The following is a 17,162-nucleotide window of genomic DNA, read 5'->3' on the forward strand; positions in this document are numbered from 1 at the left end:
GGCCTGGCGAAGGCGGTAGGCTGACTCGCCCGTGGTTCAGGGCGCCAGGTGCCGGGACAGGAACTCGAGCACGGGCGGCAGCAGCCTGCTCCAGGTCTGGAAGTTGTGGCCGCCGGTGGGCACCGAGGCGGTGGCGACGGTCATCGGTGGGCGGACGGCCGCCTCGAAGGCGTCGGTCTCGCGCTGGTAGTCGCCGTCCCCCTCCCGGCTGCCGGCCAGCATCACCGCGACCGGCGGGCCGGGCAGCGACTTCAGCCGCCACATCAGGTCGGCCTCGTTCCGGCGCTGCTCGCTGCCCTTGAACAGGTCGCCGGTGGAGACGTCCTCGGCGGCCTTGTAGTAGCCCGAGACGGACGCTCCCGCCGGGAAGACCTCGGGGTGACGCATGGTCAACTTGAGTGCGCAGTACCCGCCGGTCGAGTTGCCGACCATGCCCCACGCCTTCGGCCCGGTGGAGATCCGGTAAGAGGCGGCGAGCACCCGGGGGACGTCCCGGGCGAAGTACGTCTCCGACCGGACACCGCCCGGGACATCCTCGCACTCGCTGTCGGCCGGCAGTGCCGGGGACGGTCGCATCAGCACCAGGACGGTCGGCTGCATCCGGCCGCTGGTCATCAAGTCCAGTGCGGTTCCAGGGTAGTTGAGCCGGGTGATCAGGTTCTTGGCGTCGCCGGGGAAGCCGGTCAGCACGATCAGCGCGGGGAACTTCCGGTCGGCGTGATCGGCCTGGAAGTACTGCGGCGGCAGGTAGACGTAGCCGTCGGTGCTCAGACCGGTGGACGGCCCGGGGATGCGGATCTCCTGGATCTCCCCGACCCGGCTCGGCTCGCGGCCCCGGCCGCCGCTGTCCACCTCGGCCCGGCCGAGCCGCTGCACCGGCTGAGCCGGCGGCTCCCCGGCCGCCGCCCCCACTGCCGTAGAAGCCACAGCCACGGCCGAAGGGCTGGGCTCCGGTCCGCCCTGCTGCCCGCCCACGCTCACCGCGCCGCGCTCGCCCGTGCCCAGCAGATCGTCCCAACTGCTGTAGAAGGCGAAGTAGTTGTTGGCGAGCAGGCCGAGCACGCAGAGCACCGCGAGCTGGGTGGCGAGCAGTGCGCCGATCCGGCCGAGCACCGCCCGCCAGGTCGGCGCGGCGAACCTGGCCCAGTACCGGACCGTGCCGACCAGCAGCACCAGGGCCGCGACCACCGCCAGGACCAGCACGCTGCGGCTCGTCAGCCCCATGTCCCGCGACTCCCGTGGGTTCGGTCGGTACGGCGGTGTCCACCCGGTGCCCCAGTATGCCCGCCGGACTCGCGCCGGGGCCCCGGCCACACCGGGCGGTGGCCGGGGCCGAACGGGTGGTCAGTAGCGCAGCACCGCTGCGATTCGGTCGTGGTCGGTCAGCGTCCCGTCGGGCAGGAAGACCACGTCGGCGCCCTGGTCCAGCGCGGCTTCGACCAGCTCGTCGACGATGTCCTCGCGCACCCCGCGCTCCCAGCTGCCCGGCTCGGCCACCGCCTCGGCACCGACCGCCGCGAGGTGACCCTCCGTCAGGCGGACGGTCTGCTGGTAGTGCTCCTCGACCGCGACCAGGCTGACCCTGCCCTCCCGGGCGGCCTCCCAGACCTCGTCCAGACCGGCCGCGAAGGTCTTCCGGCCGCGAGCCTCGTCCAGCAGCCCGACCGCCCGGCGGGCCTCCTGCTCGGCGTACGCGGCGCGGGCCGGGCGCAGCTCCTCGCGCAGAAGCCGGTCGGGCCCGTTCACCAGCCCACCGCTGAGCACCCGGCCGACCGCGCCCTTGGTGGCCGAACCGACCTCCTCCAGCAGCCCGACCGCCTGCGGCAGGCCGACCAGGTGGAGCGGCCGGGGGTCCCGAAGGAGCAGCTCCCCGAGCGCGGTATCGACGGTGCGCAGGAAGCGCTTGGTCTCCTCGTCCCGGAAGGTGCTCGGCCGGTCGCCGACCCGCTCCTGGCGCTCGGCGTCCCAGTGCAGCTCCTCGGGTTCGGCGGGGAAGCCGTCGCCCTCGTGCTCGGTCAGCGACTCCCCGACACCGCTCCACAGCGTCACCCGGTCGGCGGCCACGGCGAGCACCCAGTACGGCCGGAACTGCGCCTTGGCGGCGACCAGGTTGCGGGTGAGGTAGCTGTCGCTGAGCACGACCCGCTCCGGCACCTCGCGGGGCAGCGTCCAGACCTGGTGCTCGCCGGTGGTGGCGAACAGCACCAGGCCGTCCTCGGCGTGGCGCAAGTCCACCTCCGCCGCGGCCTTCGCCAGCCGGGACTTGAGGTCGATCCTGGCCTGCCGGGCGATGTCCGGGTCGGCGTCGATCCGGCGCTCCGCCTCAGCCAGCATGTTGCGCAGCCGGACCGGATCCTGGGTGTTGTCGGGCTCCCTGCGGTGGGTGGGCAGGGTGAGCGAGACCGCCGGATAGGGCCGGGGCGCCCGGAGTTCACGCAGGGCCTCGGGTGTCAGGTCGTCGGCTTCCATTGTTCTCCTTGGTCCTCCGAGCACTGCGGGGGACGGTCCGGGCGCGCCGGACCGAAGCACCGTCAGGGCAATGGCACGTGTGCTCACGGTCGCACGAGAACCGGTGCCGGGCGTGGACAAACCAGGGTGTTTCGGGCAACTGCCGACGACCCGGTGCTCAGTACCGCTGAGCCTTGACCACCACCGGGGTCAGCTGGTCCGAGGGAGGCCGGTGACTGAACGAGACCGGGCTCGCCGACTGCCCCGCACCGACGTCCTCCGCGCCGACCACCGTGCTCGCCACCGCCTGCCCCGCAGTGTCCCGCCAGTCCACCTGGACTGCGTACGAGGCGGTCTCGGAGGTGCTGTTGACGATGTTGACCACCGCCGCCTGGAGCCCGCCCGAGGTGGCCAGCGGCACTCCGGTCAGCGTCACGTCGGAGATCGCGTCGCCGCTGCCCTGCACGCCCTTGAGCGCGGCCACCACCTGGTCCTGGTGCTTCGCCGCCCGGGCCGACACCGAGGCCTCGAAGGAGGCGGCGGCGGCCGAGGCGGAGGCGGCCGCCGCCGAGATCGAGGCCGCGGCGGAGGCGAACGCGGACGGCGGCGAGCCGGAGAACCCGGACGGGTTGGGTGCCACCGACAGGCTCGCCCCGGCGGACGGGGTGGCGGCGGGGGTCGTGCCGCCGGACGCCGTGCCGCCCGAGGAGCCGCTGCCGCACGCCGCCAGCAGCGCCGACGCCGCACCCACGGCGACCACCGCGGCGATCCCGTGCCGCCGCCCGCCCGTCCCGTACCCGTGTGCTGCTCTCGTCACGTCCGCCTCCTGGTTACCGGTGATCCACCCTCATGCTTCGCAGGGTCCGAAGCCACGGCGACCAGGGCGCGCCATCCGGGTGACGGCCAAGTAGGTTTCTCCCGGCGGAAGTTGGTCCGTCGTCCGACGGCACCGGCTCTCCGCGGGAAGCGGCGCGGGTGCCAGGGCGTGCCGGTGCCGACCCCTTGGTACCGGCGCTGCTCATCGCCGTCCCGCCGGTTGCGGCTGCTCGCCTCCGCCCAACCGGTTGCCCGCCCAGCGCAGCGCGGCGCCCACCCCGACGAAGGCCAGCGTGACCAGGGTGCAGGCCACCGCGACCCGGCCGTAGCCGCCGGGGTGCCGGGGGTCCAGGAAGGGGTACGGGTACCAGTCCGTCACCGCGCCCCGGATCAGCGTGTACGGCAGGTAGAGCAGCGGGAACAGCAGCCACGCCAGGGCGCGCTGACGGCTGATCGGGTGGCGGGGCGGATCGGTCAGCCAGTCGGCCAGCAGCACCAGCGGCATCACCCGGTGCAGCACGGCGTTGACCCAGGGCAGCAGCGGACCGAGGTCGTAGGCGGACAGCGCGACCAGGTAGACCAGGCCGGTGATGGTCAGGTACAGCACCACCGCGCCCCGCACCGGGTCCGGCACCCGGCCCCGGCCGAGCAGGCCCAGCGTGCCGCCGGCCAGCAGCACCACCACCCCGGCCGTGTTGCTCAGGTTGGTGAAGTAGCTGAAGAAGTTGACCATCGACAGGTGCAGGGTCGCGCTCCGGTGCGCCTGGACGCCGAGCGCGGCGGCGGCCAGCAGGCCGAAGCAGAGTCGCAGTACGTTCAGCACCCGGTCCCGCACGGGCCACCGCCTTCACCTCGTCCGACCCTTGCGATCATCATGAGGGCGGCACCCCGGGCCGGACCGCCTCCGATCCGGCGTGTCGGCCCGGAGGACCGGACGGTACGCCTGACCGGCCGTCAGAGCGGGACCACCGCCACCGGGCAGTGCGCGTGGTGCAGCACCGCGTGCACGGCGGTGCCGAGCCGCAGACCGAAGTGCGGGGCGGGCTCGTGCCGGGCCACCACCAGCAGGGCCGCTCCCCTGGAGGCCTCCACCAGGGTGGCGGCGGTCGGCCCGGTGTGGTCCTGGGCCTCGATCGCCAGGTCCGGGAACTCCGCCCGGACCGGGTCGACGGTGCGACTCAGCAGCTGCGCGTGCTGATCGGCCTCCTCCCCCAGCTCGTCCAGCATCGGGGCAGCGTGGGCGACGTCCGCGACCACCGGTGACCAGGTGTGCAGCGCCCGCAGCGGCAACCCGGCCAGGACGGCCTGCCGGGCCCCGAACCGCAGCGCCACCGCGTCCCGCTCCTCCCGGATCGCCACCAGGACGTGCTTGCCCTGCTCCGGGGCGACCCGGACCACCACGACCGGGCAGGTCGCGTGCGCGCAGACCCGCAGGCTGACCGAGCCGAGCAGCAGCGAGGCGAAGCCGCCGTGCCCCCGGGTGCCGACCACGGCCAGTTCGGCGTGCTCGGCCGCGGTCAGCACGGCGGCGGCCGCGTCGCGCGGCACCACGTCACCGGTCGGGCGCAGCGTCGGGTGGGCGGCGGCGACCAGGGCGAGCGCCTCGTCCAGGACGGCCTGCGCGTTCTTCAGGATCAGATCCGTGACTGCGGCGCCAGAACGCGGCGAGAGGGTGACCGTACCGGTGTTGACGGCGTGCACCAGGTGCAGCCCGCAGCCGCGCCGCTCGGCCTCCTGGGCGGCCCAGTCGGCGGCCACGGTGGCATGGGGAGAGCCGTCCACGCCGACCACCACACCTGCGGGGGCTCGGATGTCCATGATCGCCTCCGAAGCGTCGATGTCTCTCTCCAGCATGCGCCTCGACCGCCGGTCGGGCTGAGACCGACCGGCACATGGTGGGTGGATGAAGGAGCGGCGGTGGAGGGCCCCTCCTACCCGATGCCGGGCGAGGAGGGCGCGTGGCCCGGCGTCGCGACGCCACCCACCATGTGCCGGTCGGTCTCATCAGACCTTGGACTGCTCCCACTCGGTGCGGTAGTCCAGGAAGATCTGCCGCAGGTGGTGGCCGATCTTCAGGTAGTCCAGGTCGTCCAGGTTGGCCAGCGAGACCCGGACCGACCACGCGGGGCCGTCGAAGCCGCCGCCGTTGAGCAGCACCACCCCGGTCTGCTCGGCGAGCCGGAACAGCGGTTCGGTCGGCTCGTACGTCTTCTGCAGGTACTCCGCGAACTCCGGCCCAGCCGTCCGCTCCGCCTCCGCCAGCAGGTCCAGCTCGATGTAGTAGCCCGCCCGCTGCGGGTCGTCGGAGATCCTCATCCCGGAGCCCTCCAGCAGCAGGTCCAGCCGCCGGTGCACGATCTCCTGCACCTTGGCCTTGTACGCCTTGCCCTCCGGCAGCAGGGCGAAGAGCGAGAACAGCGTCATCTGCACCTGCTGCGGCAGGCTCAGCCCGGCGGTGTGGTTGAGCGCCACCTGCCGGGAGTCGGCCACCAGCCGGTCGATGAAGCGGATCTTCTCCGGCTCCAGGGTGAGGGTGCCGTAGCGCCTGCTCAGCCGGGCCTTCTCCTCGGGCGGCAGCTTCGCCAGCATCTCGTCGATCACGTTGTCCCGGTGCAGGCCGATCACGCCCAGCCGGTGGCCGGTGCAGCCGTAGTGCTTGGAGTAGGAGTACACCAGCAGGCTGTTGCGCGGCAGGTCGGCGGCAAGGGTGCGGAAGCCGTTCACGAAGGTGCCGTACACGTCGTCGGTGACCACGATCAGGTTGGGGTTGCTGCTCGCCACGATCTGCTTGATCTGGTCGACGACCCGCCGGGAGAGCTCCAGCGACGGCGGGTTGGAGGGGTTGACCAGACAGACCAGCTTGATCGCCGGGTCCTCCAGCTTGGCCACCTCCTCGGTCGGGTAGCGCCAGCCGCGCACACCCGTTTCGGTGAAGTTGGACGCCTCGACCTTGACCACCTCGAAGTCGAAGGTGTCCAGCTCGGCGATCTCGATGTACGGCGTGAAGACCGGCACCATCAGGGCGATCTTGTCGCCCTTGTGCAGGATGCCGTTCTTCATCAGCGAGTCGAAGATGTAGCACATCGCGGCGGTGCCGCCCTCGGTGGCGAACAGGTCGAGCTGGTCGGCCGGCGGCTTGCCGGCCATCAGCTCCTCGCGCAGGTAGCCCCGCACCAGCTGCTCGCCGTGTGTCAGCATCCGGTCCGGCACCGGGTAGTTGTCGCCGATGGTCGAGTCGGTCAGCTCGTGGATCCAGGCGTCCCGGTCGAAGCCGAACCGCTCCACCGCCAGGTCGATCGAGGCGGTCAGCAGCTCGATACCGGGCAGGTCCGGGTGCGAGCGGACGAACCTGTCGTACCGGGCGGCGATGCCCTGCTGCTCCGGCATGCCGCCCAGGTTGTCGGCCGTCCACACCCGGCGGCTTTCGGAGAGCGCGAAGTGACCCAGCGCCAGGAACGCCTCACGCGGGCCGGTGGCGATCCAGTTCGGGTTGCCCCGACCGGCGTTGAGCATGTGGGAGGTGGACTTCTCCTTCTGGCCCGGCTGGTCGGCCTGGTATGCCTGCGCCAACTCCATGAACCGGCCCTTGAGTTCGAAAGGGCTCAGCTGGGCCAGTCGGCGAATCTCGTCACGGCTGATCGAGGGCTTGCTCACGGGGTCTCCTAACCGAGCAGGGCGACGATGACGGCGCCCCAGATGGTCAGCAGGACATTGCCTGCCGCGTACGGGATGGTGTAACCGAGCGTCGGAATCTGGCTCTTGGACTCTTCGTTGATCGCCCCGATCGCGGCCGTGGTGGTCTGCGCACCGGCCACCACGCCCATCGGGATCGGCGTCCTGATCCCGAGGACGAAGTGCCCGACCAGCAGACCGGCCACCAGCGGGACCACACTGGCCACCGCGCCACACACCAGCAGGCCCCAACCCGCTTGGGAGAGACCGCTGCTGAAGGTCGGGCCGGCGTTGATGCCGACGATGCCGACGAAGGCGCACAGCCCGAAGGTGTCCATGAACCACTGCGCGCCGGGCGGCACGTTGCCGTAGGTCGGGTACCTACCCCGGATCCAGCCGAAGACCAGACCCGTGATCAGCGCGCCGCCCGAGGTGGAGAGCGAGATCGGCACCCCGCCCGCGGTAAGCGACGGGATGCCGATGCAGCCGCCGAGGAAGATGCCGAGGCCGACCCAGATCATGTCGGTGGCGACGCTGATCAGCACCAGGGTGTCGCCGCACTCCAGCTCGGTGGAGAGCCGGTAGGGGGAACTCCGCCCCGGAGCGGTAGATCCTGTCGACGAAGACCCCGACCATGAAGGGTTCGCGGCGGACCTGGGCGACGGTCCTCCCCAGGTACTCCTTGGCGGAGACCACCACGTGCAGGTGCTCGGTCCGGTAGCCGAGCAGACCCGCGTCGTCCGACTCCGGGCCGATCTGCCGGGCCGGGTCGAAGTCCACCAGGTCGTGCCGCAGGGCACTGACCGCCACCACGTCGCCCTGCCGGATCACGGTCTGCTGGGTGTGGTCCAGGATCTCGCCGGCCCGGCGGACCCGGGTCAGGTAGATCCGGCGGCCCTGCTCCCGCTGCTGCGACTCGATGTCGTCGATGGTCCGGCCGGCCAGGCCGCCGCCCGCGACGGTGTACGCGCGCAGCACCACCTCGTAGTAGCCCTCGGCCAGGTCCGGGTCGGCCTCCGGGGCGTCCAGCTCGATGGCCAGCGCCCGGGAGTCCGCCGCCAGGTCGCTCCGCAGCAGTCGGGGCGCGATGTTGGCCAGCAGCACCGCGCACAGGATGGTGCCGAGGGGGTAGGTGACGGCGTACGCGACCGGCACCAGGTTCTGCTGCTCGGTGACCTGATCCCGGCCCAGGCCCTGGATGTTGCCGATCGCGTCCTGCGCGACACCGATCACCGCGGACTGGGTGAGCGCGCCGCCCAGCAGACCGGCCCCGAGGCCGGGGCCGTAGCCGAGCATCTCGGCGACCCCCCAGCAGACCAGCAGGCCGGTGACGCAGACCACCACGGTTACGGTGACCTGCGGCAGACCGTCCTTCCTGAGACCGCGGAAGAACTGCGGACCGACCTTGTAGCCGAGTGCGAACAGGAACATGATGAAGAAGACCGACTTCACCGTGCCGTTGACGCTCACGTCGGTGACCCAGCCGGTGAACAGCCCGGCGACCAGGCAGCCCGTCACCGCACCGAGCCCGATGGACCGGTAGCGGATCTTCCCGACCAGGAAGCCGATGGCGATGGTCAGGAAGATCGGCAGTTCGGGATAGGGCTTGAAGACGTGATCGGTGATCCAGTCCATCGCCGTCCTTCTCCTTGGAGCCAGAGGCGATTACATCGCATCTGTATGCTTATGCCCCTTTTGACACTCCGTTGTGAGAGGTCGCGTGCGATCTTGAGGACCCGTCTGGGACGGGAGGCCAGCGCGGCGTGCTGCCGGATCCGCTCGGAGGCCGTCAGCGGGTGCGGCAGAGGGCCGTGTCCACGACCGCCTCGACATGCTCCGCGCCGGCCCGGTCGGTCGGCATGTAGGTCACCGCGACGTTGGCGGCCCGGCCGTCCTCGGTGACCCCGCCCCGCGTCTCGTACCCGGGGATGTCGCCGCCGTGGCCCCAGTAGACGCCGCCGCAGGACAGCGGCCTGCGCATGATCCCCAGTCCGTAGCCCGCGCCGCTGTCGCCGATCGGGACGGTGGTGCGCATCTGGGTGAGCTGGGCGTCCGGCAGGAGGCGGCCGGCCAGCAGGGCGGTGAAGAACTGGTTGACGTCGGAGTTGGTCGAGATCATCTGGCCCGCAGCCCAGCCCGCCGAGGGGTCCATCTCGGTGAAGTCGAGCAGCGGCCCACCGGCCGTGTCCCTGCGGTAGCCCTTGGGGTGCGCCTCCCGGATGGTCCGGTCACCGGCGGCGGGGAAGTAGGTGTGGCGCAGTCCGATGCGCTGGACGACGCGCCGGTCGATCTCCTCGGCGAGCGGGCGGCCGGTGACCCGCTGGACGATCAGGCCGGCCAGCACGTAGTTCGTGCTGCTGTAGCCGAACCGCTCGCCGGGGGTGAATTCGGCCCTGTGCTGGAGCGCGAGGTCCAGCAGTTCGCGGGGCTCGAAGTACCGGTAGCGGAGGCTGGCCTCGTCGAGGAGGCCCTCGTAGTCGGGAATTCCGCTGGTGTGCTGAAGCAGCTGACGGACCGTGATCCGGCTTCCGTCCAGCCCCTCTCCCCGGACCAGGCCCGGGAGGTAGGTGTCGACGTGCTCGTCGAGGTCGACCTTCCCCTCGCCGACCAGTTGCAGCACGACCACTGCGGTGAACGTCTTGGTGTTGCTGCCGATCCGCACCTGGCCGTCCACCGGGACCTTCGCGCCCGTGGCCAGGTCACCGACCCCGGCGGTGTAGTTGCGGCTGCGGCCCGTGCCGTCCTGGACGGTCGCCAGCGCGGCGGGCAGACCGTCGGACCGCACCAGCGCGCTCAGCGCCTGCTGGACGGTGTCCGGCTTCGTGGCGAACGCCGTCGACGGCGAAGGTACGGCGCTCACGGTCAGGACGCCGACCGCCAGTACGGCCACCGCCGGCCCGGCTCCGCGCCGACCGACCCGCTGCCGACCGTCCTCCTGCCGACTGGGAAGAAACCGCTGCCACGTCTGCTCGCGCACGAGTGAACTCCTGGGAAAACCGTTGGGAGACCGGGGAGTTCGCGGCGTTGCGCCGGGATCCCGTGGTCACGATTCGGCCAGTATGGTCAGGCGGATCACCGGTGACCTCCCCCGACCGGGGGAGCGATTTCTCCCGCTTCCGGGTGCGGGTGCACCCGCAACGAGGGATCAGCCGGTGCGCAGCAGGACGGCCGAGAGCGGCACGAAGCCACCCGTGCCGCCGCCGGTCTCGCCGTCGGTCAGGCGGCGGAGCATGCTCAGCGAGATCCGCTCGCCCTGGCTCTTCGCCCGCTCGGCCAGCGGGCCGCTGTACAGGCCGTCCACGGTGGCCGTCCAGAGCTGCAGCCAGCGGCCGAAGTGCCGCGCGGTGAGCGGCTGGTGCGCGTGCAGCGCGGCATGCGGGGCGAACAGGTCGCGGCCGTACTCGGCGGACCGCAGCAGCGCCCGCTCCCAGAAGTCCGCGATGTGCGGCAGGTGCCGCTCCAGCTCGGTGCCCGCGAAGAACGGGCCGATCACCGGGTCGACGAAGGCCGCACCGTAGAACCGGCGCAGCACCAGCTCCAGGTCGGCCCGGTCGGCGATGTCGGGGTGGACGGGCATCCGGGGCTCCTCTCCTGGGCTGTGGCCGGACCGGGCCGATTGTACCGGCGCGGCGCCGGGAGCTGGCAGGATGCTGACATGACGTACCTCGCCGCCGATGACCGTTACTCCTCGATGACCTACCGCAGGGCCGGCCGCAGCGGAGTGCTGCTGCCCGCGATCTCGCTCGGCCTGTGGCACAACTTCGGTGACACCCAGCCGCTGGAGGTGCAGCGCGCGGTGCTGCGCCGGGCCTTCGACCGGGGCGTCACGCACTTCGACCTGGCCAACAACTACGGTCCGCCGTACGGCAGCGCCGAGAAGAACTTCGGCACGCTGTACGCGCAGGACTTCCGCCCCTACCGGGACGAGCTGTTCATCGCCTCCAAGGCCGGGTACGACATGTGGCCGGGCCCGTACGGGGACGGCGGCAGCCGGAAGTACCTGCTGGCCAGCCTGGACCAGTCGCTCGGCCGGATGGGCCTGGACTACGTCGACGTCTTCTACTCGCACCGCTACGACTCCAGCACCCCGCTGGAGGAGACCATGGGGGCGCTCGACACCGCCGTCCGGTCGGGCCGGGCGCTGTACGCGGCGATCTCCAACTACCCGGCGGAGCAGCACCGCGAGGCGGTGGCGATCCTGCGCGAGCTGGGGACGCCGGTGCTGCTGAACCAGTCGCGCTACTCGATCCTGGACCGGGGCGTCGAGGACTCCGTACTGGACGCGATCGGCGAGACTCAGACCAGCCTGATCGCGTTCTCCCCGCTGGCCCAGGGCCTGCTGACCGACCGCTACCTCTCCGGCGACGTGCCGGCGGGCTCCCGGATGTCGGTCGGCCACTTCCTCAAGGAGGAGGCGCTGACCGGGGCCAAGCTGGACCAGCTGCGCGCCCTCGCCAAGGTCGCCGAGCGACGCGGCCAGAGCCTGGCCCAGCTGGCCCTGAGCTGGGTCCTCCGCGACGACCGGGTGGTATCGGTCATCATCGGCGCCAGCAGCGTGGCCCAGCTGGACCAGAACCTCGACGCACTCGCAGCGGGCCCGCTGACCCCGGAGGAACTCGCCGAGATCGACGCGCTCACGCACTGACTCCTCGGCACGCGCATCAGTCGGCAGGGGCTCGGAGCTTTGGTGCGGCTCCGAGCCCCTGCCGGGCGTGCTACTGGCTGACCGGGGTGTACTTGTAGCCGACGCGGCGGACCGTGACGATGCTGTCCCGGTACGCCGAGCCGAGCTTGCGGCGGAGCCGGGCGACGTGGACGTCGACCGTACGGCCGTCTCCGACGTGGCCGTAGCCCCAGACGGCGGAGACCAGGTGGTCGCGGGTGTGGACGCGCTGCGGGTGCTGGGTGAGGTGGGCGAGCAGCTCGAACTCGAGGTACGTGAGGTCGAGCAGCCTGCCGTCGACGTGGGCGTTGCGGCGCTCGGTGTCGACGCTGATGCCCCGGGCGGACGGCTTGCCCGCCGCCCGGACCGGCGCGGGGGCGGCCGCGAGTGCGGTCGGGGCCTCCGCCGCCGGGACCAGCACGAGGTAGCCGACCAGCGGCCCGCCGCCCGCCTCGGCGGTGCCGAACTGGGCGCCGTACTGCGCCAGCAGGCCCTGCGGGATGGCGGACTGGGGCAGCGCGGCGACCACCGTGGCGCCCTCGGGCAGGGAGCCGAACAGCGCCTGCGGTGCGGCGGGCGAGGCAGGTGCGACGGCAGGTGCGACGGCGGGGGCGGGGGCGCCGAGGTGCCGGCGGTCGGCGGGGGCGCTGACGGACCGGACCGCCCGCAGGTGCGGCGTGGCGGCGGGGAGGGACAGGGTGGCGGTGGAGGAGGAAGACATGGTGTCGCTCTTTCGCGCGTGACGGATGGTGGGTGTCGTCTGCGCGTCGACCTGGACGCAGCACCGCGGCTGACGGGTGGTCAGCGGGTGGGCCGGGACGCGCCGGTCGGGCCGGGGCACGGCCGCCCGTGCTGGTTCGTTGCCCGGCGAAAAAAAGTAGCCGAAGGCAGCAGACAGAGGACGGCGGGAGTGCGGGTCGGACCCGGGGTCAGCGACAGCAGGCGCTGGAGCAGAGTGCCTGGTCGATGTACCGGCGCATGGTCAGGACCGGTGTCACCGGCGCGGACTGGGCCGTCGGGCGGAGCCTCGGACGGACTGCTTCCGCGGTCATGCCGTGGTACCTCCCCCGGGCGCTGCGGTGAACTGTCGGCCTGAGCGTTCCACGACCCGGGCCCCGGCGGCAAGCCAAATGCCTCGAAACCGTCCACAGAGTGAGACGGCGTCTCAGATCATGGGACGACGCCGCTCCATCGCGTGTTCGGCGAGCCTGATCAGCAGTTCCTTGCCGTCCTCCCGGCGGCGGGCGTCACAGAGCAGCACCGGCACCCCGGGGTCCAGGTCGAGCGCGTCGCGGACGTCGCCGGGGGCGTACACCTCGGTGCCCTCGAAGCAGTTCACCGCGACCACGAACGGGATGCCGCGCCGCTCGAAGAAGTCCACCGAGGGAAAGCAGTCGGCGAGTCTGCGGGTGTCCGCCAGCACCACCGCGCCGAGCGCGCCCGCCGCCAACTCGTCCCAGGCGAACCAGAACCGGTCCTGCCCCGGGGTGCCGAACAGGTAGAGCGCCAGGCCGGGGCGGAGGTCGATCCGGCCGAAGTCCATCGCCACCGTGGTGGTCCGCTTGGCTTCCACCCCGGAGGTGTCGTCCACCTCCTGCCCTGCCGTGGTGAGTTGCTCCTCGGTGCGCAGCGGACGGATCTCGCTGACCGCACCCACCAGCGTGGTCTTGCCCGCGCCGAAACCACCGGCGACCAGGATCTTGAGGGCCACCGCGCTCCAGGGCGAGGCCTGGCCGGGCTGGACGTCAGAGTGCGCGAAGGCCATTGATCACGTCTCGCAGCAGGCGCTCGTCCGGCAGTTGGGCGAGCGGAACGGGTCGGGTGACGGCAATCAGTTCCGCATGCAGCAGGTCGCCGAGCAGCACCCGGACCACGCTCACCGGCAGATCGGTGTACGAGCCCAACTCGGCGACGCTGAGCGGCTCGTGGCGGCAGAGTCCGAGGATGGCCCGCTGCTCGGGGTCGAGGTCGGGCTCCTCGGTCTCGTCCGGGTGCACGGCGGTGACCAGCGAGATGAGGTCGAACATCCCCTCCTCGACCGGCCTGGTCCGGCCCTTGGTCATCGAGAACAGCCGCACCATCGGCCCCGCGTCGTCATCGAACCACTGGTCCTCGACGGGCGGGCGGGCGGGAAAGGCCGGCAGGGCCTGCGGCCCGTCGGTCCTGCTCGGCTCCGGTGCGGCGTCCTCGACAGTCATCGGTCGGTCATCTCCCCGGCGGAACGGACTCGGTGCGCGGGTCGGCGGACAGGTGCTCGCCGACCCGCTTCACCAGCAGGGCCATCTCGTACGCGATCTGGCCCACGTCGGCCTCGGCCTCGCTCAGCACCGCCAGGCAACTGCCGTCGCCCGCCGCGGTGATGAACAGGAACGCCTCGTCCAGCTCGACCATGGTCTGGCGGACGCCGCCGACCTGGAAGTGCCGGCCGGCCCCCTTGGCCAGGCTGTGGAAGCCTGCCGCGACGGCGGCCAGGTGTTCGGCGTCCTCGCGCTCCAGGCCCTGGGAGGCACCGGTGGCCAGACCGTCACTGGAGAGGATGACCGCGTGCCGCAGCGCCGCGACCCGTCCCACCAGATCGTCCAGCAGCCAGTTCAGGTCTCCTGACGGCTGTGCCGTTGCGGTCATGATTCGGTTCCTTCCGTTGGTGCAGGCTGAGCAGGTGTCACGGGGTGAACGGGTGTACCGGACCGGGCCGGACCGGCCGACAGGGCCTGTGGCCGGGGCGCCGGAAGGAGTGCGGCCGGGCGCCGGGGCGCGGGGCGGACGGGCGCGGGCGGTGCGTCGGGCTCGGGCTGGTCCGGGACCACGGTGAGCGAGGCGGGCTGGATCCGGTCGCCCCGCCCTCGCTGGAAGCCGCGCTGAAAGGAAGAGAAGGCCGACCGGGCCTCCTCCGGCGAACGGTCCCGGCTGCTCTGCTCCGAGCCGGGGTCCGAAGCCCCGGCGTTCTTCAACTGCGGCGCCAGGTTGGCCTGTCGGACCCGGCGGGGCAGCAGGCCGCCGGCCGGTGCGGTGATCGGTGCCGGGACCGGCCCCTGCTCCGCCGGGCTGTCCGCCCGCCGGTGCCGGCCGGTGCCGGTGCTCCCGGCGGGCACCAGGGTCGGCCCGGTGGCGGAGGACCTGCGCCGTGGCAGGCCGCCCGGCGTACGGGCGGGTTCGGCTGCCGAGGGGCGCGGGCCGCCCGCCGGGCGCACCGGCGCACGGGCCGGCTCGTCGGCGTCCACCGGCGCGCTCTCTCCGCGCCGGTGGCCGCCGCGCCCGCCGTCCGCGCTGCCCTTGCCGAGCCCGGTGCCCTTGCCGTCACCGCTGCCCTTGCTGTCCCCGCCGCCCTTGCCGAGCGCCGGTACTGAGACCAGGTCCGGACGCCCGGTGGGCGGGACGACCGTCGCCCGGGGCGGCGCCGGTGCATCGGCGAGCAGGTCGGGGGCCTCGGCCAACAGCTCGCGCGGGATCAGCACGATCGCCGCCGTCCCGCCGTACGGCGAGGGCCGCAGGTGGACCCGGATGCCGTGCCGACGGGCCAGCCGGCTGACCACGAACAGGCCGAGCCTGTCGGTGTCGGCGAGGTCGAACTCCTGCTCCACCGCAAGCCGTTGGTTGATGTCGGCGAGCGCTTGCTCGCTCAGCCCGAGGCCGCGGTCGTCGATCTCCAGCGAGAAGCCGTGCGCGACCACCTCGCCCTGCACGGTGACCTGGGCCTGCGGCGGCGAGTACACCGCCGCGTTCTCCACCAGCTCGGCGATCAGGTGGGTGACGTCGGCGACCGCGCTGCCCAGCAGTCCGGTGCCGGGGAACGGCCGGACTATCACCCGGGCGTAGTCCTCCACCTCACCGACGGCCGCGCGCACCACGTCGACCATCCGCACCGGCTTGCGCCAGGCCCGGCCCGGTGAACCGCCGGAGAGGATGATCAGGCCCTCGGCATGCCGCCGCATACGCGTCGTCAGGTGGTCGAGCTTGAACAGGTCCTCCAGCTCGGCCGGGTCCTCGGTGCGCCGCTCCATGGTGTCCAGCAGGGTCAGCTGACGGTGCAGCAGCACCTGGCTGCGCCGGGCCAGGTTGACGAAGACCGCCGAGACGCCCCGGCGCAGCTCGGCCTGCTCGACCGCCGCCTCGACCGCCACCCGCTGCACCTGGTTGAACGCCCGGCCGACCTCCCCGATCTCGGCCGGGCCGAAGTCCAGCTCGGGCGACTCGGCCGCGATGTCCACCGGCTCGCCCCGGCGCAGCCGCAGCATCACGGCGGGCAGCCGGGTGCCGGAGAGGTCCAGCGCCGCGTTCCGCAGGCCGATCAGCTCGCGGGCCAGGCCGCGTCCGATCCGGAACGAGATCATCACCGAGGCGACCACCGCGATCAGGCCGACCAGGCCCGCGATGCCGCCGCGCACCAGCTGGTTGACCGCGTACGACTTGGCCAGCGCGCCGATCTGGCCGGCCAGTCGGGTGTTCAGGGTGGAGAGCTCGTCCAGCGCCTTGTCGGCGCCGTTGTTCCAACTGGCCAGCGGAACCCGGAGCAGCTCGGTCTCCCGGTCGGCCGGGTTCTGGAAGGTGTCGAACTGGGCCTCGATCCAGGCCACCGTCGCCATGCTGTCGCTGTTCCGGATCGCCCGGTAGTCGGCCTGGTCCTGGTCGTCCAGCTCGGCCACGTAGACCTTGAACAGCGTCTGCTGGCTGTGCAGCGCGTCCAGCGCGGTCTGGTACATCGCGCTGCCCGGCTTGGGGCTCCGGGAGCCGGGGCGGCCGGCCACCTCGGTGCTCAGCCGCAGGCCGCGGAAGGCCGCGTCCTCCTGCGAGAGGTACTCCCGGGCGCGGACCAGCTCGGTCAGCACCATCCCCTGGCGGGGCAGCTGGCCGCTCTGCCCGCTGACGAAGGCGGTCCGGAACGCGAACACCGGCTGCACCAGGTCGGCGTAGTGGTCGATCACCTTGTCCCAGGTCTTGGCCCGCTGGTCCACCTCGGCCCGGATCGCGGGTATCCCGTCCGCGGCTGCGAGCACGTCCTTCAGCCTGAGCCGCTGGACCTCGCCCAGCTTGCCCGCGTCGGAGGAGTCCGCCTGGTAGCGCAGCAGTTGCAGCGACCGGTCGGTGACCGTCCTGCTCTGCTGGTACTTCTCCTGGGCGTCCTTGTCGTCCGGGTCGGCCAGCCGGACGACGGCGGCCCGGCGCTCGCTCTGCACGTCGCGGGCGTACTGGTCGACCGGCGCCCCGAAGGTCCGGTAGGCGGCGCTGACGTCCAGTTGGCTCCACACGTCGCCGGTGGTCACCAGCGTCGCGTACACCCACAGCCCGGTGAGCGCGACGATGGGCACCATGAGCAGCGCGATCATCTTCGCGCGGATCGAGCTGCTGCGCAGACGCATGGGGTCCTCGGTGCGGGGAAGAGCACGGACAAAGGGGTGCGACGGGTGTTTTCCGGGACACGTCTCGGGCCCGAGATTGCGTGAGCTTACTACTCCCTGACCACTCGTTCGAAGGGTCGAATGCACAGTCAGAGCCAACCGGTCCCGATCCTCCCGGTATTGCCCGCAAAGGGAGTTCTGTCCCTCCGGCGGTTTTGAGCGGCGCA

The 17,162-nt window shown here is 72.1% G+C and carries 15 protein-coding genes and 1 pseudogene; 1 reads left to right on the forward strand and 15 read right to left on the reverse strand.

The features are described from left to right. Nucleotides 1-36: 36 nt before the first annotated feature. From ACKUU6_RS05890 to ACKUU6_RS05930, 9 genes and pseudogenes are all read right to left on the reverse strand, one after another. Nucleotides 37-1,224 (reverse strand): alpha/beta hydrolase, encoded by a 1,188-nt coding sequence (locus ACKUU6_RS05890; RefSeq protein WP_407987382.1) that lies wholly within the window; start codon nucleotides 1,222-1,224, stop codon nucleotides 37-39. A 120-nt stretch (nucleotides 1,225-1,344) separates the two neighbouring features. Beyond that, nucleotides 1,345-2,469: a chemotaxis protein gene (locus tag ACKUU6_RS05895; RefSeq protein WP_407987383.1), complete on the reverse strand. Its 1,125-nt coding sequence runs from the start codon at nucleotides 2,467-2,469 to the stop codon at nucleotides 1,345-1,347. A 157-nt stretch (nucleotides 2,470-2,626) separates the two neighbouring features. After that, nucleotides 2,627-3,265, reverse strand: a complete 639-nt coding sequence (locus ACKUU6_RS05900) for a hypothetical protein (protein WP_407987384.1) — start codon at nucleotides 3,263-3,265, stop codon at nucleotides 2,627-2,629. A 201-nt stretch (nucleotides 3,266-3,466) separates the two neighbouring features. Continuing rightward, nucleotides 3,467-4,099, reverse strand: a complete 633-nt coding sequence (locus ACKUU6_RS05905; RefSeq protein WP_407987385.1) for a Pr6Pr family membrane protein — start codon at nucleotides 4,097-4,099, stop codon at nucleotides 3,467-3,469. Nucleotides 4,100-4,218: 119 nt separating this feature from the next. Beyond that, a complete protein-coding gene (locus tag ACKUU6_RS05910) occupies nucleotides 4,219-5,082 on the reverse strand; it encodes a universal stress protein (protein ID WP_407987386.1) in 864 nt (287 codons plus the stop codon). 186 nt (nucleotides 5,083-5,268) lie between these two features. Beyond that, nucleotides 5,269-6,918 (reverse strand): bifunctional aspartate transaminase/aspartate 4-decarboxylase, encoded by a 1,650-nt coding sequence (locus ACKUU6_RS05915; RefSeq protein WP_407987387.1) that lies wholly within the window; start codon nucleotides 6,916-6,918, stop codon nucleotides 5,269-5,271. An 8-nt stretch (nucleotides 6,919-6,926) separates the two neighbouring features. Then, nucleotides 6,927-8,571, reverse strand: a pseudogene (locus ACKUU6_RS05920) (aspartate:alanine exchanger family transporter). Between the two features lie 154 nt (nucleotides 8,572-8,725). Beyond that, the gene (locus tag ACKUU6_RS05925; protein WP_407987388.1) at nucleotides 8,726-9,913 is read right to left on the reverse strand and encodes a serine hydrolase domain-containing protein; all 1,188 of its coding nucleotides are present in this window, start codon (nucleotides 9,911-9,913) and stop codon (nucleotides 8,726-8,728) included. A gap of 168 nt (nucleotides 9,914-10,081) precedes the next feature. Then, complete coding sequence (locus tag ACKUU6_RS05930; protein WP_407987389.1) at nucleotides 10,082-10,513, reverse strand: group III truncated hemoglobin; 432 nt, start codon at nucleotides 10,511-10,513, stop codon at nucleotides 10,082-10,084. A 78-nt stretch (nucleotides 10,514-10,591) separates the two neighbouring features. On the opposite strand from ACKUU6_RS05930, the gene ACKUU6_RS05935 reads away from it, so the two are divergent. Next, nucleotides 10,592-11,581, forward strand: coding sequence for an aldo/keto reductase (locus tag ACKUU6_RS05935; protein WP_407987390.1), 990 nt, complete (start codon nucleotides 10,592-10,594; stop codon nucleotides 11,579-11,581). Between the two features lie 70 nt (nucleotides 11,582-11,651). Here the strand turns inward: ACKUU6_RS05935 and ACKUU6_RS05940 are convergent, their stop codons facing one another. From ACKUU6_RS05940 to ACKUU6_RS05965, 6 genes are all read right to left on the reverse strand, one after another. Further along, nucleotides 11,652-12,320 (reverse strand): winged helix-turn-helix domain-containing protein, encoded by a 669-nt coding sequence (locus ACKUU6_RS05940; RefSeq protein ID WP_407987391.1) that lies wholly within the window; start codon nucleotides 12,318-12,320, stop codon nucleotides 11,652-11,654. A 208-nt stretch (nucleotides 12,321-12,528) separates the two neighbouring features. Then, on the reverse strand, nucleotides 12,529-12,651 hold the full coding sequence (locus ACKUU6_RS05945; protein ID WP_407987392.1) for a hypothetical protein: 123 nt from the start codon (nucleotides 12,649-12,651) through the stop codon (nucleotides 12,529-12,531). 113 nt (nucleotides 12,652-12,764) lie between these two features. Then, the gene (locus ACKUU6_RS05950) at nucleotides 12,765-13,364 is read right to left on the reverse strand and encodes a GTP-binding protein (RefSeq protein ID WP_407987393.1); all 600 of its coding nucleotides are present in this window, start codon (nucleotides 13,362-13,364) and stop codon (nucleotides 12,765-12,767) included. Beyond that, nucleotides 13,345-13,797, reverse strand: coding sequence for a DUF742 domain-containing protein (locus ACKUU6_RS05955; RefSeq protein ID WP_407987394.1), 453 nt, complete (start codon nucleotides 13,795-13,797; stop codon nucleotides 13,345-13,347). The genes ACKUU6_RS05950 and ACKUU6_RS05955 overlap by 20 nt, the downstream gene beginning before the upstream one ends. A gap of 7 nt (nucleotides 13,798-13,804) precedes the next feature. Next, nucleotides 13,805-14,224, reverse strand: coding sequence for a roadblock/LC7 domain-containing protein (locus ACKUU6_RS05960; RefSeq protein WP_407987395.1), 420 nt, complete (start codon nucleotides 14,222-14,224; stop codon nucleotides 13,805-13,807). Then, nucleotides 14,221-16,956 (reverse strand): nitrate- and nitrite sensing domain-containing protein, encoded by a 2,736-nt coding sequence (locus ACKUU6_RS05965; RefSeq protein WP_407987396.1) that lies wholly within the window; start codon nucleotides 16,954-16,956, stop codon nucleotides 14,221-14,223. The genes ACKUU6_RS05960 and ACKUU6_RS05965 overlap by 4 nt, the downstream gene beginning before the upstream one ends. Nucleotides 16,957-17,162 lie beyond the last annotated feature (206 nt).

The sequence above is a fragment of the Kitasatospora sp. CMC57 genome (assembly GCF_045866025.2).
In the GTDB taxonomy this organism is placed as follows: Bacteria; Actinomycetota; Actinomycetes; order Streptomycetales; family Streptomycetaceae; genus Kitasatospora.